The organism is Bacteroidia bacterium, assembly GCA_019695265.1.
Lineage (GTDB): Bacteria > Bacteroidota > Bacteroidia > JAIBAJ01 > JAIBAJ01 > JAIBAJ01.
In genome coordinates this window covers 83,469-100,530 of record JAIBAJ010000001.1, presented here as the reverse complement: position 1 = coordinate 100,530, position 17,062 = coordinate 83,469, and the positions used below count along the sequence as shown (strand labels likewise).

At 41.6% G+C, this 17,062-nt stretch carries 13 protein-coding genes; 5 read left to right on the top strand and 8 right to left on the bottom strand.

What is annotated here, in order from left to right:
• Positions 1-36 precede the first annotated feature (36 nt).
• On the bottom strand, positions 37-1,257 hold the full coding sequence (locus K1X82_00395; protein MBX7180543.1) for a carboxylesterase family protein: 1,221 nt from the start codon (positions 1,255-1,257) through the stop codon (positions 37-39).
• Between the two features lie 219 nt (positions 1,258-1,476).
• Between K1X82_00395 and K1X82_00390 the strand changes: the two genes are divergently transcribed.
• Entirely contained in the window at positions 1,477-2,490 is a 1,014-nt protein-coding gene (locus tag K1X82_00390) for a Fic family protein (GenBank protein ID MBX7180542.1), read from the top strand.
• Between the two features lie 53 nt (positions 2,491-2,543).
• On the opposite strand, the gene gldA is transcribed toward K1X82_00390, so the two are convergent.
• From gldA to K1X82_00370, 4 genes are all read right to left on the bottom strand, one after another.
• Positions 2,544-3,455, bottom strand: a complete 912-nt coding sequence (gene gldA / locus K1X82_00385) for a gliding motility-associated ABC transporter ATP-binding subunit GldA (protein ID MBX7180541.1) — start codon at positions 3,453-3,455, stop codon at positions 2,544-2,546.
• Between the two features lie 201 nt (positions 3,456-3,656).
• Entirely contained in the window at positions 3,657-6,998 is a 3,342-nt protein-coding gene (locus K1X82_00380) for a methylmalonyl-CoA mutase family protein (protein MBX7180540.1), read from the bottom strand.
• Positions 6,999-7,272: 274 nt separating this feature from the next.
• Entirely contained in the window at positions 7,273-8,475 is a 1,203-nt protein-coding gene (locus K1X82_00375) for a glycosyltransferase family 4 protein (protein ID MBX7180539.1), read from the bottom strand.
• A 9-nt stretch (positions 8,476-8,484) separates the two neighbouring features.
• Positions 8,485-8,937: a DUF4293 domain-containing protein gene (locus tag K1X82_00370; GenBank protein MBX7180538.1), complete on the bottom strand. Its 453-nt coding sequence runs from the start codon at positions 8,935-8,937 to the stop codon at positions 8,485-8,487.
• Between the two features lie 549 nt (positions 8,938-9,486).
• Between K1X82_00370 and rho the strand changes: the two genes are divergently transcribed.
• The 4 genes from rho to K1X82_00350 all read left to right on the top strand — a co-directional run bounded on the left by rho (position 9,487) and on the right by K1X82_00350 (position 13,457).
• A complete protein-coding gene (gene rho / locus K1X82_00365; GenBank protein MBX7180537.1) occupies positions 9,487-11,283 on the top strand; it encodes a transcription termination factor Rho in 1,797 nt (598 codons plus the stop codon).
• Positions 11,284-11,381: 98 nt separating this feature from the next.
• Positions 11,382-11,915, top strand: a complete 534-nt coding sequence (locus tag K1X82_00360; protein MBX7180536.1) for a hypothetical protein — start codon at positions 11,382-11,384, stop codon at positions 11,913-11,915.
• Positions 11,916-12,084: 169 nt separating this feature from the next.
• Positions 12,085-12,936, top strand: a complete 852-nt coding sequence (locus K1X82_00355) for a DUF3822 family protein (GenBank protein ID MBX7180535.1) — start codon at positions 12,085-12,087, stop codon at positions 12,934-12,936.
• On the top strand, positions 12,924-13,457 hold the full coding sequence (locus K1X82_00350; GenBank protein ID MBX7180534.1) for an RsmD family RNA methyltransferase: 534 nt from the start codon (positions 12,924-12,926) through the stop codon (positions 13,455-13,457). Before K1X82_00355 ends, K1X82_00350 begins: the two co-directional genes overlap by 13 nt.
• A 3-nt stretch (positions 13,458-13,460) precedes the next feature.
• Here K1X82_00350 and K1X82_00345 read toward each other — a convergent pair whose 3' ends face one another.
• Genes K1X82_00345 through K1X82_00335 form a run of 3 tightly spaced genes read right to left on the bottom strand, consistent with a single transcriptional unit; the run spans position 13,461 to position 16,933 of the window.
• Positions 13,461-14,480, bottom strand: coding sequence for a hypothetical protein (locus K1X82_00345; protein ID MBX7180533.1), 1,020 nt, complete (start codon positions 14,478-14,480; stop codon positions 13,461-13,463).
• 20 nt (positions 14,481-14,500) lie between these two features.
• Complete coding sequence (locus K1X82_00340; GenBank protein MBX7180532.1) at positions 14,501-15,454, bottom strand: transketolase family protein; 954 nt, start codon at positions 15,452-15,454, stop codon at positions 14,501-14,503.
• 21 nt (positions 15,455-15,475) lie between these two features.
• Positions 15,476-16,933 (bottom strand): VWA domain-containing protein, encoded by a 1,458-nt coding sequence (locus K1X82_00335; GenBank protein ID MBX7180531.1) that lies wholly within the window; start codon positions 16,931-16,933, stop codon positions 15,476-15,478.
• Positions 16,934-17,062 lie beyond the last annotated feature (129 nt).

Here is a 17,062-nt window from a genome sequence, read left to right as displayed (position 1 = left end):
TTATACCCAAACCTTTGCTAAACGAGACTTTTTAGACTAATCTTGAATATTAAGCTTTATAAGTTCGAAATCCCCCCTTAAAATGTATAATCCGGATGGAAGTTGAGTTTTTTGTGAATTTAAACCCTTATTAAGTTGAAAGGATTGTATTAGTTTTCCATCTAAGTTGTACAATTTAAGTATTTGGTTCTTGGGACAATTGATATGAATTTCACCTTCTGAGTAAAAGGCATAGCACTTTTCTTGCTCAGAGATATTGATTCCAACGGCGGAGCAGCCGGGTTCTCCAAGAACCTGGTATAGAAACAAGGCTGATTTTTGAATAATATCCGGGTAGTCGGGGTCTGTTACTGGTCCGGGAGGAAATATGCCGTTTACTACTCCCCAGTATTCGTGTAATTGGTTGGTGCCGATATAAAATTCATGGTTGAGGTTAAGATGATTGAGGCGTTGATCCATTCGTTGAGATCCGAAAACCCATGGTGCAGTAAATAATGCTGAAAATGGATAACCTTCCGAGTAAGGAACCACCGGATCAATATCGCCATGAAACATAATGGTGGGTTTATATTCCGCCGGACTAATCCAAGAGGTATCGGCAATGGCACCCCAGCATCCTACCAAGGCATCCGGTCTGCCACGATGATGGTAATTATTGCCTACACAATCCTTGCATCCTAAATCGGGTTGTAAGAAGCCACTGTTTGCGCTGGATGGTCTTTCCTGATCGCTACAATACATCAGTGATAAGCTCAAAAATGTACCAGCACTGCTACCCCACATAAATATATGATTGGTGTCAATGCCATACGTATTGGCATTTTCCTTTAAATACCTAATTGCCGCACTACCATCCTGAGTAGCACGCCAAATGGCACGGTCTACACTGGAGGTGCTGGCAGCATTCAAATTTATTCTATAGTTCATGGAAGCAGTCACATATCCATAATGAGCAAAGGTGTCAGCTAAATATTGCATGTCATCGTTGTCTTTGGAACCGCTAATAAATCCACCACCATGTGCAAATAAAATAACCGGGCGTTTTGCCATAGTATCTCCCACCGGAAACCAAATATCCATGGTTTGATCCTGGTTAGTGGTAACATTTTCGCTTACGTAAACAGCGGGAATCGCCGGTGCATTGGCATAAACAACATCCGATGTTTTTGAAATTGTAGGAAAAACTTGGGAAAGAAATCGGCAAGGTTGTGCCAAGCCCAAAATAGGCAAAAAGGTAAATAACAGGAGGTAACGCATGAAGCAAACTTAGAAAATAATTGATACCAAGATTGGTAGATTAGGAGGTTATAAATAAGGTGAAACGAACAAGTAAAACAGATAAGTTAAGAATGATTTGGTATGGATGTTTCTATAAGTCCCAAAACAAAACTATTTGAGGGCGGTTTAGGAGCCAGGAAAACTCTTGGATGAGGATAATTAAAATGCCAAGTAATGGTAGTAGAATCATAAAATGTGATGAAAAATATATCGGATAGGTATAAATCCGAAAATAAACGATATTTTTGTGGGGTGGAATGGAATTTTGATAGGGCAACATTAGATCCGTTAAAGGAATACTTCGATCGGTTGGAAAGTAAGCGCAATCTGATTCGAAACAAACGGCCTTTGCCTGCTTCCGTATTGGAGAAAGTTAAAGAAGAGCTTCAGTTGGAATGGACTTATAACTCGAATAGTATCGAAGGAAATACCCTTACGTTGCAAGAAACAAAAATTGTATTACAGGATGGTATGACTGTTAAAGGCAAAAGTATGCGTGAGCATTTTGAAGCTACTAACCATCACAATGCCATTGCCTATCTTCATGAAACTATTACACCAGCTTATACGCTTTCAGAAAAGGATGTATTGAAAATTCATTCCTTGGTTTTACAAAACATAGAGAAAGACTTTGCCGGTAGATATCGGAATGGAGGGGTGCGTATTACCGGTGCTAATTTTGTTCCTCCTAATGCACTCAAAGTACCAGTATTGATGGAAGCTCTCCTGGAATGGGTTAATTCCAATCCGATGGAATTGAATGTATTGGCGTTGGCTGCTGTATTTCACCATCGCTTTGTACATATTCATCCTTTTTTTGATGGAAATGGACGTACGGTTCGCCTACTGATGAATTTATTGCTGATGAAGGAAGGTTATCCTCCGGCAATAATTTTGAAAAATGACCGAAAGAAATATTACGAGGCGCTAAATCAGGCTAATCAGGGTAATTATTCCAAGTTGTTGTTGTTGGTACTTCAGGCTCAAGAGCGATCGTTAAACATATACTTGAATTCTTTTCCTACCGAAGGTTATGATCAGGAATACCTTGAAATAACTAATTTGGTTAAAGAAGAAAAATTACCATACAGTTCGGAATATATCAGTTTGTTGGCCCGAACCGGAAAAATTGATGCTTACAAAGAAGGCAGAAATTGGCTTACCAGCAAAGCTGCGGTTCAAAATTATATGAAGCAACGCAAAAAGAAATAGGAAGTTGAATCACTTATCCGATTCACTTCCTATTTGCTTATGGAAAGTTGAAATTAGGAACCTTTAGTAAGTTTTTGGAAGGTTTCTTCTAAACTTTGTTCTTCCTTTTGCATGGTTAAAACTGCGAGTCCTTTTTCAACTGCAAATTGGAAAATGGCGGGACGAAGATCCAGGTTGGATTTGCCCTCTAGAATCCACGTGTTTTTACCTATGTTTTTAACTTGAATTACACCACTTATTCCTTTTAATACATGATCGGCAACCGGCTTGTCGAACTCAACTGAAACGATTGTTTTCCCTCCTTGATGTTGAATTTCACCAATAGGTTTGTCGGCAACAATGCTACCCTTGTTGATGATAATTACCCGGTCGCAAACAGCTTCAACCTCTTGCATAATATGGGTTGAAAGTAAAACGGTTTTTTCTTTCCCTAATTGAAGGATGAGATTACGTATATCAACCAACTGATTGGGGTCTAAGCCGGAGGTGGGTTCGTCGAGTATAAGAACTTTGGGGTTGTGAATCATAGCTTGAGCCAAGCCAACCCGTTGGCGATAACCCTTGGATAGTGTGCCAATTATTTTATGTTGTTCAGGACCAAGGCCGGTTTTTTCAATCATTTCCTTGGCAAGTTTGTCGGACTGTTTACCCAAGCCATGAATAGAAGCGCAAAAAGCCAGGTATTCCTTTACATACATTTCCAGGTATAGCGGATTGTGTTCGGGAAGGTATCCGACCTGTTTTTTGACTTCGAGCGGATTTTCGGCAACATCAAATCCGCATACTTCTGCCTTGCCTTCTGTTTGTGGGATGTAGCAGGTCAGGATTTTCATCATAGTTGATTTTCCGGCACCATTGGGGCCTAGGAAACCAACAATTTGTCCTGCAGGAACTTCAAAACTGACATTGTTTAAGGCTTTTTGGGTTCCATAAACTTTGGTAATGTTCTGTGTTAGAATCGACATGGAAGATGTTTTTGAGCGTTAGATGGATACCCCGCCAACCCAAGATTGATTAAAAGATGAACCTGCTAAACTAAACCCGATAGCAACGGAAATGCCAAAGCCATGGCTTAAAGGGCAGGCTGGCATTGCAGTGAATAGCGGGGCAGGTGATAGTTCGGGCAGCATACGTTTGTTTCCTAAAAATATCCTTCAACTTTAAAATTACATATTTCGACGGTATTGTCCACCAACCTGAAATAGGCTCTGTGTAATTTGTCCAAGGGAACAATATTTAGCGGTTTCCATGAGGTTTTCGAAAATATTTTGGTTTTGAACGGCTGTTTTTTGCAAACTTTCCAATCCTTGTTTTGCTTGAATAGCCTGCATTTGGTGAAGATTTTCCAGCATTGAAATTTGGTATTTTTTCTCCTCTTCGGTGGCACGGATAACCTCGTTTGGAATGATGGTTGGCGAACCTTGAGAAGATAAAAACGTGTTTACTCCGATGATGGGAAATTCTCCTGTATGTTTCAGGGTTTCATAGTACAAGGATTCCTCCTGAATTTTGCCGCGCTGGTACATGGTTTCCATAGCGCCGAGTACACCACCGCGTTCGGTAATCCGATCGAATTCGGCTAACACTGCCTCTTCTACTAGATCGGTTAACTCTTCAATAATAAAGGAACCCTGCAACGGATTTTCATTTTTTGCCAATCCCAATTCCCGGTTTATAATCAACTGAATGGCCATGGCGCGACGAACGGAAGCTTCGGTAGGGGTGGTAATGGCTTCATCGTAGGCATTGGTATGCAAGGAGTTACAGTTGTCGTAAATGGCATACAAGGCTTGCAAGGTGGTTCGGATGTCGTTAAAATCGATTTCTTGAGCATGCAGACTGCGGCCGCTGGTTTGGATGTGGTATTTCAACATTTGGCTGCGCTCGTTTGCCTTGTATTTCAATTTCATAGCTTTTGCCCAAATACGGCGTGCTACCCTTCCGATAACGGAGTATTCAGGATCGATTCCATTGCTGAAAAAGAAGGAAAGGTTGGGAGCGAATTTGTTTACATCCATACCTCGGCTGAGGTAGTATTCAACGTAGGTAAATCCATTGGCCAAGGTAAAGGCCAATTGGGAAATAGGGTTGGCTCCGGCTTCGGCAATGTGGTAACCTGAAATACTAACGGAATAGAAGTTTCTAACGTTGTTTCGGATAAAATAATCCTGTACGTCACCCATTACCCGAAGCGAAAATTCAGTACTGAAAATGCAGGTATTTTGTGCCTGATCTTCTTTTAGAATGTCAGCTTGAACGGTGCCCCGAACAGCGGCCAGGGTATCGATTTTTATTTTTTCATAAACTTCTTTTGGTAAAACCTGGTCGCCGGTAACACCTAGTAACATCAAACCTAGTCCATCATTGCCATCCGGAATTTCGCCTTGGTATTTTGGTCTGGGTTTGCCTTGGTAAATGGCTTGTATGGTAGCTTCAACTTCTTGCTCTAATCCATTTTGCCTGATATAAATTTCGCATTGTTGGTCAATGGCAGCATTCATAAAATAGGCAGTAAGAATGGCAGCCGGACCATTGATGGTCATGGAAACAGAGGTTCGGGGGTCGGCCAGGTTGAAGCCGGAGTAAAGTTTTTTTGCATCATCGAGGCAGCAAATGGAAACCCCGGAATTGCCTATTTTTCCGTAGATGTCCGGGCGGTAGTCCGGATCTTGCCCATACAAAGTAACCGAATCAAAAGCCGTTGAAAGTCGTTTGGCAGGAAGACCTTTGGAAACATAATGGAAACGTTTATTGGTTCGTTCTGGTCCACCTTCACCGGCAAACATTCGGGTAGGGTCTTCTCCTTCACGTTTAAAGGGGAAAACCCCGGCAGTATAAGGAAATTCGCCAGGGAAATTCTCTTGCAAAACCCAATTCAATTGATCGGCTTTGGAGCGGAATTTTGGTGTAGCAACCTTTGGTATTTGAAGGTGAGATAAACTTTCTGAATGGGTTTTTACCTTTAATTCTTTGTCTCTAACCTTAAAGACAAAAAATTCATTGCGGTAGTTTTCAATCTTTTTAGGCAGTTCGTCAATGAGGTGTTTATTTTGGGGGTCGAATTGTCGGGAAAGTGCTTCAAAAGCTTGATCGAGGGCTAGTTTGGCTTCAGCAGAATGTACTAATTTTTGGGCGGTTTCCAAACCTTCAAGCTGGTGTTGAATTTCTACTTGATCCTTTACCCATTGGTCGTAGTTTCGATTTGTTTCTGAAATTTCGCTGAGGTAACGGGTTCTGCTGGGGGGGATGATATACACTTTTTCCGACATCTCGTTGGTGATGTGGAAGTTGGAAGGGAAATTAAGACCGGTTTTTTTCGCAATGGTTTGCATAATAGCCACATACAAACGATTCATTCCCGGGTCGTTAAATTGGGAAGCAATGGTTCCAAAAACCGGCAAATCGTCGTCGGGGGTTTCCCAGAGCTGGTGGTTACGTTTATATTGCTTTTTCACGTCGCGCAGGGCATCCAGGGCGCCGCGTTTGTCGAATTTGTTTAAAGCAATTACATCGGCAAAGTCCAACATATCAATCTTTTCAAGTTGGGTAGCAGCACCATATTCGGGAGTCATAACGTACAATGACACGTCGCTATGTTCTAGAATTTCAGTATCACTTTGACCAATTCCTGATGTTTCAAGTACCACCAAGTCAAAACCGGCGGCCTTCACAATTTCAACGGCATCTTTTACATATTTTGAAAGGGCCAGATTACTTTGACGGGTTGCCAGGGAACGCATATAAACCCGGTCGTTGTTAATGGCATTCATCCGGATTCGGTCTCCCAGTAGTGCTCCACCTGTTTTTCGTTTCGAGGGATCCACCGAAATAATGGCAATGGTTTTATCCTTGAAATCGAGCAAATAACGTCTTACCAATTCATCTACCAATGAAGATTTTCCGGCTCCACCGGTACCAGTAATTCCTAATACGGCAACTTTTTTATCGGTTCCGGCTTTGAAAACTTGGTCAAATTCATTGTGGTTGTTTTCGGCTGCTGAAATAAGTTTAGCGATGGATTTAATATCCTTTTCTGCCAGGTGTTTTACTTCCCCGTTTAGGTTAAAACCGGTTGGGAAATCGCAGGTTTTAAGCAAATCGTTAATCATTCCCTGCAAGCCTAGCGAACGTCCGTCGTCGGGTGAGTAAATTCGGGTAATTCCGTAACGATGCAGTTCTTCAATTTCGGTTGGAAGTATGGTGCCACCACCACCTCCAAAGATTTTAATTTGTCCGGCACCTCGTTCTTGCAAGAGGTCGTACATGTATTTGAAAAATTCAACGTGTCCGCCTTGATAACTGGTAATAGCAATCGCCTGCACATCTTCCTGAATAGCGCAATCAACAATTTCTTTCACCGAACGATCGTGGCCCAGGTGTATCACTTCAGCTCCACTACTTTGGATAATTCTGCGCATAATGTTAATTGCTGCATCGTGGCCATCAAACAAAGATGCCGCAGTAACAATACGGATTTTATGTTGGGGTTGGTAAACGGTAGTTTCCATTAGGGGCAAAGATAGAAATAATGAAGGAAACAGGGAATAGTTTGGTTTCGCTTTCGTGAAAGGATTTGTACAAAGCAGGAGTAAAATTTCAGTTCAAGTTTTTATGCGGGTGCCTTCGCATAGGGTTAACAGATGGTTACTAGTTTTTATTGGCTCAGGCCCGGGCTATCCGTTCCTAGTCCTCGCCCCAAAAGTGTTTGGGGCTGTGGGCTATCCACTCCTATCCCTACCCGGACAAGCCCCAAAAATCCTGCAAGAAAGCAATCTTGGGTTGTTAACCGGTGGGGGTGTTGTAACAAGTTTCGAGTACCACTCGGTTCCATTTGTCGCCTATTTCTTTTTCTCCAAAATGCTGTTGGGCCAAACATCGAGCATTTTTTCCAAGTGTTTCTTTTTGAGTAACATCGGGCAAAAGCCTTGACAAAATTTCCACAAAATCCTTTGCATTTTCAGCAACTAAGTAATCTTTTCCGGGTAAACCGGGCAATCCTTCAGCCCCGTGTGGTGTTGTAACAACTGCCAAGCCATGCATCATGGCTTCGATAATCTTAATTTTTAAACCTCCCCCCGATAACAAAGGCGCAACTAAAACTCCCGATTTTCTCCAAAATTCATCCAGGTTTTCAACGTAACCCAGTTTTTCAAATCCGGGTAAGTCGATGTTTTGAATGGCTGAGGGCATGCTTCTTCCCGCCAAAAAAAACTGAGCTTGAGGTAGTTTTGCCAAGAGCAATGGCCATATTTCGTTTAAAAACCACAACACGCCTTCGCTATTGGGTGTCCAATCCATGCTTCCAACAAATTGGCAAGCTACTTGGTTGTAGTTGGGCAAATGTTTTCCGGTTTTCATGCCGGTAGGAATCCAATAACAAGGTTTTTCGGTTAAAGAATGGAAAACATCCGTTTCTTCCTTTGAGATTCCTATAACGGCATCTACCTCCTTGAGGATGGAATGTTCGTATTTTTCAAGCTTTTGAGACAAGTGCTGGAAAAAGTACTTTTTAACTGGGTTTTTTTCTTTTTCTGCAAGGGTCTTCCACACCATAAATTCGATGTTGTGCTGACGCAGAATAATTTTTGCCTTGGAATAATATTGCAAACCTTGCAGGTAAACCGATGAATAAAGTCCATCCAGAATTATGCAATCAAAATTTTCTTCAGTAATAATCCGAATCAGTGTTTGGTCGGCCAGTGGTGAAAAGAAACGGTCAACATTGTAACTTCCGCTATCAAATAGACTTAGCAGAGCCGGGAAAATTTTTACCTCAATTTCAACCGGAACACATTCTAAATCTGTTTCAGTTAAAAACTGAGGTGGAAATTGTTCAGGCAGGTAAGGGTGTTTAAAGGTTGATAGGCAAAACAGTTTAAGCGAATGTCCATTGCCTAAAAGGGAATTTGCAAGGGAGATGGAAGTAACACAACCACCATCAACTGCCGGATAAGGTGGTTTGGAACAAATTTGGAGAATACGCACGGGTAATAATTATCTCAAGCGATCGGCTGATTTAACTAGATCATCATCCTTTTTTATAGCTCTTAAAGCTAAATACAATAAAATGACTGCCACTGCCGGGAAAACCACCGGAAATTTAAATACGACTAAATCAGTATCTTTTAAAATTTCCATTCTGGCCATCAGGGGGGTAGTAATTGATAAAATGAAAGCCAGAACCAGGTTTAGTTTGGTAATTCGCATTTGACGATCGCGATCCGTATACATAAAAATGGTTGCTATGGCCAAAAATGCAGACAGAAAGCAGAGGGTTGGTTGCCAAAGGTTTTGTTCAAAGAGGCCGGTTTCTTCGTCAACCAACCCCGACAACATAATACCCATGGTTTGACCATCTCGAATCATATCAGCAACAGGTAAAAAAACGGTAGAAAGTAAGAAAAGGGCGGCAATGCCTAAAAAGATGCTTTGAATCCTTTGAATCATGCAGCGAAATTAGAGAAATCCTGGGAATTGAAAACTGATTCGACTCAGCAAGAAGTAATTGGCGGATTTTTGAGATTAAGTTGTTGAATTTTAGCAATTTAAATAGTATGAAAATGATTTTTCGGGTTGATGGTGTCTATGTTTTTCCGGTGAATGTGGGTTACCGCCCTTCTAATTTTGGTTTAGTTCAAAAAGAGCCTGACGGTTAGAATTAGTACCAGGTTGAAAATGGCAGTATGGGTAATTGCCCGGTTATTCTTTCTGAAAAGGAATTCAAAAGCGAATAGACAAGTTGTAAACAGTCCTTTAACATTCCATTTCATTTGAACTTATGCAGAAAAGGTAGTAGTATGTTTTGGCATTTGGTGGATATTCCAAAAGAAATTTTGTGGTTTAGAATTTTGTTGTAATATTGCGGCCGATTCGCTGAATCAGTTAGCACGTCGCTAAATCAATTTTTTCACTTATTCCTTTAGTTTATCACTACCCACACAGTTTTTGTGTCTTTAATCAAAATATTTTTTCTGGATGGATTTTAGTTTGGATGCTATGGCCAACATGATGGTGGCCGATTTAAAGAAAATTGCCAAAGAATCAGGTATAGAAGGTTTCGAAATTATGCGTAAGCAAGAATTAATCGATGCCATACATGAATGGAAAAAACAGCCTAAAAAGCATAAGGCAGAAGCAGAACCGGTAAAAGCGGAAAAGGCTGCGACTCCGGTAGCCGAAGAAGTTGCAAAGTCAAAGGCAAAACGTCCCCGCAAATCAGAACCGGCAGTATCAACTCCGGAACCTGTTGTGCCTAAGGATTTGTTTGCTGAAGAACCAACTAAACCTGTATTGGAAGAGGTGGAAATTATACCTGTTTCCGAAGCTCCGGTGGCAGAGGTGGTTGAGCCCGTGCAAGAGGTAAAAACTCCGGTTGAAAATGCTGTTTCTCCAAGCGCTGAAGGTGTTGAAGAGAAACCGGCAGTTGCTCCGGAAGTTCCGGCATCTGCAGAGGGTCAAGGGTATCAACGCAGAGAAAGGTATCCTCGTCAACGGTACGACAGAAACGATAATCAAGGTCAAAATCAAGGTCAAAATCAGGGAGCAACAAGCCAAGCTCAACCTGTTGCACAAAATTCGGGTAATCCTCAAGCTATTGCAGGAGGCAGAAATGCAGCGTATCAGCAAGCTTTCCCTCAAAAAGATCGCAAGCAGCAAATTGATGAGTTGCTTTATAATTTTGATGGTATTGTATCAACTGAAGGGGTTTTAGAAATTATGCCGGATGGTTATGGTTTCCTTCGCTCTTCTGACTATAATTATTTAAGTTCTCCGGATGATGTGTATGTTAGTCAAAGCCAGATTAAATTATTTGGCTTAAAAACTGGGGACACCGTGCAAGGTACAGTGCGTCCTCCGCGTGAAGGAGAAAAGTACTTCCCGTTAATAAAGGTAGAATTTATCAATGGACGCGAACCACAAAATGTACGGGATCGTGTTCCTTTCGATTTTTTAACTCCTTTGTTCCCGGATGAAAAACTGAATTTAACCGGACCTGCGGGAAATATCAGTACCCGTATCATGGATTTGTTTGCCCCAATTGGAAAAGGCCAAAGAGGTCTTATTGTGGCTCAGCCAAAAACCGGTAAAACAGTTTTGTTGAAGGATGTAGCCAATGCTATAGCAGCTAATCATCCGGAAGTATATTTAATTATTCTGCTGATTGATGAAAGGCCGGAGGAGGTTACCGATATGGCTAGAAGTGTGAATGCCGAAGTAATATCTTCTACTTTCGATGAACCGGCTGATAGGCATGTAAAAATTGCCAATATCGTATTAGAAAAGGCCAAACGCTTGGTGGAAGTGGGCCACGATGTGGTGATTTTGCTCGACAGTATCACTCGATTGGCTCGTGCATACAACACCGTAGCTCCGGCTTCCGGAAAAGTATTATCGGGTGGGGTGGAGGCTAATGCACTTCAAAAGCCTAAACGTTTTTTTGGGTCGGCCCGAAAAATTGAAAACGGTGGTTCCTTAACCATCATCGCTACCGCCTTGATTGATACCGGTTCTAAAATGGATGAGGTAATTTTTGAAGAGTTTAAAGGTACCGGTAACATGGAATTACAATTGGATCGTCGAATCTCCAACAAACGTATTTACCCTGCAATTGATATTGTATCGTCTAGCACACGCCGCGATGATTTATTAGTGGGTAAGGAAATGCTGCAAAAAATTTGGGTATTGCGAAACCATTTGTCAGATATGACACCATTGGAAGCAATGGAATTTGTAAGGGATCGGATAAAAGATTCTCGTTCCAACGAAGAATTCTTAATTTCCATGAATGGATAGTTCCAGCGTAAAAGCTAAATAAACACAGTCCGGTTGATACTTCTTCACCGGACTGTTTTATTTTTATCTGGTTCAAAGCCTATTTTTGAGAAAATAAAATGATGAGAAAGTTAAGTGTACTTGTTTCCCTGTTTGCCCCGGTATTTGCAATAGCCCAGCATTCGGTAACTCTTAAATCAGGAGAAGTAAAAAAAGGTCGATTGGTATCAGTTGCCAACGATGAGGCCAAGTTTATGATCAATGGTACCATCAATTCCTGGCCATTGGGTAGTATCAAATTAATTAATTTAGATGAACCTGTTTCAAGCAATACTGTATCTACTTCTTCCGGAAACGCTGAAGAAAAAACGGTACAGGCCGGTACGTATTCTGTAAAATATGTGATGGCAGGCAGAACTATCAAAACGCCTCCAAAGATTACCAACGGCACGCAAGAAACAGGGGTTGTGGTGGTTGCAATTACTATAGATAAGTATGGTAATGTAATGAAAGCAGAACCTGGAGCAGCCGGTTCTACTACCACCAGTAACTACTTGTATACCAAAGCCAAGCAAGCCGCTGAGAGTGTGAAGTTCGATAATGTTCCAACTGCGCCTTTGCAAACCAGCGGATTTATTACCATTAGCTTCTAATCTAAGCTGGCTGGTAATGGTTTAGCTTGGCTTGTTGGTTTTTTCTGTTATACCCATGTTCATTAAGTAACTGCCCTATTGGCTAATCCAATATGGCTTCCATTGTTTTTGACTAGCTTAAATTTTTGGTCGATACTACATAATCAATCGGTATTACCTTTGTGAGACCTTGGAATCCAGAATTGCATGTAATCTGTTATATGAGGCCGTAGATCAATCTTATACTGCTGCGGCTGCAAGTGCTTACCACTTGTCGGTATTAATATGCCCAAGTCGGGTGCAATTGGCCGTATTGGATAAATCCAGACTTTGTTACCTGGGTGTAAAGGAGTATAGTTCCGGAATTCATCAATTTTATGATTTTCCTGAATTGCTGAGGGTTTTGGAAAAGGAAGAGGCTTGGTTAGGCTTGTCCTATGATTCTATCAAAATTGCCTTTTGTTCAGAAAAGTCCTTGCTGGTCCCATCCGTTTTTGCTCGTGAAATAGATGCCTTGAGTTTAACAAAGCATCATTTTTCTGCCAAACCCGACGAAGGTTTGCAAAAGTTTCCGGTGCCGGGAATGGATGCCGAAATTATTCAAGCCATTCCGAATGAATTGGTTAAGTGGGCAGCCCAAAAGTCGCCTAATAAGTTTTCCGTTTCTCAAGTGTTTTTGCAACAAGCACGATTGGATGGATGCAGCATTCGGATGGCAGTGTTGGATGCCTATGTTTTTTTAGCCATCTTTGATTCTTCTTCCTTGGTTTTTTACAATATATTCCCATTTCGTTCGATAGAGGAGGCTGTTTATTTTATATTATTTGCGATACAGCAAAACCAGTTGGATCCGCTAAAGGTTCACGCATTAGTGTCTGGTGAAATTGAGCCTGGCGGTGAACTATTAACACTAATGAGGAAGTATATATTCCAGGTCGAAATCCAAGAAAAGTACCAAGGTTATTCCTTAGCACAAGCCTTAAGTGGGTCGGCCCAATACCGTTATTCAACTCTTTATTCCTTATATCATTGCGCATCATAGCCGGACAATTGAAGGGTAGGATTCTTCATCCACCAAAGGGTTTGCCTGTTAGGCCTACCACCGATTTTGCCAAAACAGCATTGTTCAATATCCTGAGCAATCGCATAGATTTTGAAGAGTGTAAGGTTTTGGATTTGTTTGCCGGTACCGGTAGCATATCGTTTGAATTCAGCAGCAGGGGTTGCCCAAAAGTGGTGGCGGTAGATAAAGATTTTGGTTGCATACGATTCATCAAAGAAACCGCGGAGAAATTGGCAATACAAGGTTTGTCGGCCAACAAAGCAGATGTGTTTGGTTTTATTAAAACGTATTCGGGTAGTTTTGATTTGATTTTTTGTGATCCTCCATATGATTTGGAAAAGTTGGATAGTATACCGGATGCACTATTTTCTACAAACTTGTTATCAGAAGGAGGAATCCTGCTATTGGAGCATCCCGGCCGGGTTGATTTTTCTAAACATCCCAATTTTCGGGAGCATAGAAATTACGGAAAGGTGAACTTTAGTTTTTTTGAAAGGTAGGAATTAATGTTGGTTTTGGGTTAAACTCAACAAGAGTAAATCCCCCATGGTTTTGGCTTGAGCAAAAGCAGAAGATTGGTAATATTCACCCAATTCCGAAGCTAGTGATTTCACCTTTTCCTCGGTACTAATTTCGTCCTTTGACATGACTAATAGTAATTGTTCCAACTTTTCTTTTTCGGCCTTAAACCTTCGAGCAATAGCGCTTCGCTCTTCTTTTTGGTATTGTTGAAAGCTTTCAAAGGTTAGGAGTTCGATGCATAGATCGACAATGGGTTTGTTTTCTTTGAAGAATTGAGGCAAATAGAGGTTTTTTCGGCCCTCATAACTTTGTTGGTCAAAATCGATGGCACGAATTCGGTATTGCAAATCATCGAAATCGGGGGTGATATCGATAACATAGTTGTAAGCTCGCATATCGCCAAGCAATCGGACAAAGCAACGTTCGTTGAATTTAACAAACTCCTTAGCCAATCTAACCCGGTTGGTAGGTCGTTGGTGCATATAATCCCGCATAAAGCTATCGCCGGGAATTCCTGCTACATGTTCTTCGATTAAGGTGTTATCGTCGGTGATGTAGCTCATTCGGTTGGGCGACAATAGGTGTTCTAATTCCAAACCATAGACGCGGGAGGCATCGGCCTTTTTTACATAGAAGTAATCGTAATTGTCGTTTAATCGGTTGATGATGCGGATACGGAAAGGATTGCTATTTCCGAACGTGCAATAGTCGATACGTTCCACTTGCAGATGTTCCATAACATCTACATCGCCTTCGGTCTTTAAAAGGGCATAAATGCTGGTAAGTCCGGCATTTAGCCATTTTGTTTTTTCCGGGTTAAAGAAAACCGTTTCCCAAAGCGTGTCATTACCTATTTTATCTAAAAGGGGCACCGAAAGTTCCCAATCTTCGAGGTGGTGGTAATTTACAGGCAAATCGTTTTCCCTGCCGTATTGTTCCAGGTAATTCCTAAAGGAAGGATGAATTGGGAATGCCGGCTTTTTTCGGGAGATTTCATTCATAACCGGAAGAGGTATTGAACTTATTTACGAGCCAAGGCTTTTTCTACGGCCTCCACAATGTTTTTAACTTCCAAACCATATTTAGCCATTAGTTCATCCGGAGTGCCACTTTCACCGAATGAATCATTTACCGCTACATATTCCAATGGTTTAGGGTTGTTTTTAGCCAAAACCTGGGCAATGCTATCGCCTAAACCACCGGCCATTTGATGTTCTTCGCAGCTAACGGCACAACCGGTTTTGGCAATACTTTTTAGAATGGCATCTTCATCCAGCGGTTTGATGGTATGAATATTAATAATTTCGGCATTAATACCTTTTGCTGCGAGAATTTCTTCGGCCATTACAGCCTTAATTACGAGGTGTCCTGTGCAGAAAATGGAAACATCCTTACCTTCTTTAAGCAGGACTGCTTTACCTATTTCAAATTTTTGGTCAGGAGGGGTAATGTTGGCGATTTTAGGTCGGCCAAATCGGAGGTAAACAGGGCCATCGTATTCAGCGATGGCAATAGTAGCCGCTTTGGTTTGGTTGAAGTCGCAAGGGTTAATAACGGCCATGCCGGGCAGCATTTTCATTAAGCCGATATCTTCCAAAATTTGGTGGGTTGCACCATCTTCTCCAAGGGTTAAGCCTGCATGTGAGGCGCAAATTTTCACATTTTTTCCGCTGTATGCAACCGATTGACGTATTTGGTCATATACCCTGCCGGTGCTAAAATTAGCAAATGTTCCTGTAAATGGAATTTTACCACCAATGGTCATTCCGGCAGCAATTCCAATCATATTGGCTTCTGCAATTCCTACCTGAAAAAAGCGGTCAGGAAATTCTTTTTCAAAAGCATCCATTTTAAGGGAGCCTGTTAAATCGGCGCAAAGGGCAACTACATTGGGATTGGTTCTTCCCAATTCTAAGAGTCCTTCACCAAACCCACTGCGGGTGTCTTTATCTTCGGAGTATTTTGTTATGTTCATGCAAACCGGGTTTTAGGAGTTTTAGTACAATTGCACATTGACCGAACTGCCCGATTCAATTTTAACCTGTTTTTCAAGGGTGTAAATTGATTCTTTTGAGCCTTTTGGACGGAAAAATATGCGGTACCTTCCAGGTTGCAAAACAACATTTTCTTGGATGTTATTCTCTTTTAAGTTGTAAATATTTTTCAACTCATTGTTTTCTTCTAAACAAATGTTTCCGTAGCCTGGTCCTTTTTTAAGTATATTGGCAATTCCGGCTTGTGGGATAGAAACGGTTGTAGTATGGCTTTGGGTTATTTGAACATCATTGATATACAAGCGGGGCAAGGTTAATATCTCCAGGTCGTATTCGCCTACGATAAGCTTTTCTACCTCATCGAAAGGCATGACTAATAAGGTTTTGGTATCCCCTTTTTTTCGAACAATGGCCTGGAGGTTTTTGTATTCGCTGTGGCCGCTTGTTTTGAGTACCAAGAAACCTTGAGGCGCATCAATTCCAACCACGGTATGCTTTCCGGGAATTAAGATAATGCTGTCTTTTTCGACCGGAGGAATAGTATGGACAACTATTTTGTAAGAACCTAAAGGGTCCACTTGCAGGGTATCTGGATTGCCTTTGTGGTTGAGCGTATGTACAAAGTTGTAGCGGATTCGTCCGGAAAATTCGTCATAAAAGGTCATATCCACATTGGTTTCGGTTGGTTTGCCTGCGATATCTAACAAGTTAACCTGCATGGTGGTGCTATTCAATGCTTGGGAAATGACCACATTCAAAACCGTCCGGAATTGTTCTTCGTTGGAAGCATCGTAAAAATTTCCGACACATTCAAATTGTTTTTTAATGTCGACTCCCAATCCTACGCCGATTACAAAAGGTTTGAGGATGATTCCGTTTTTTTGCAAAGCTGCGGAAACGGCACAAGGATCACCGTTGCATTCTTCGATACCGTCGGTTATAAGAATAATAATATTCCGGCAATTTCCACAAGGGGTAAAGTCATTGGCGGCCTTTTCGAGACTGTAGGCAATTGGTGTTGTGCCGGAAGGAACCAATTGCATGATTCTGTTTTTTATTTTAGGTGCAGTATTGGGTCCAAAGGGGACTTCCAATTTGGTGTCTTTGCAATCCTGGGGTGGGAATTTGCTTTGGTGTCCGTAGCAACGCAATGCCAGTTGCAGATTGTCTACTCGTGCAAGGCTATCCAAAAGGTTGGAAAGGAGTTTTTTAGCTACTTCCATTTTAACGCCGGTTTGCCAGCGACCGTACATGCTTTGTGAGGCGTCGAAAACAAATAGAATACGTGTTAAAGGAGGTTGGACTTCCTTTTTTTGTTGAGCGAAGGAAGAGAGGAGTAGACCGGAAAAAAGCAGGGAAAGCCCAACAGGTTTAAGATGGTTGAAAATCCATATGGGAAGTTTGCCTGTCGGTTGCATACAAATGAGCTTAGGTTCTAACGAAAGTAGTTTTGTTTTCATTGTGGCCAAGCCGGGTTGGGTAAAGATTTCAACGGTTGGTAGTTAGTGGAAGAGGTAAAAGCTTAGAGGCTTGCAGGAGCCAGGTTCGGAGTGCCCGGGCAACGATAGAGGCAAGTAGCCCACAGGCCC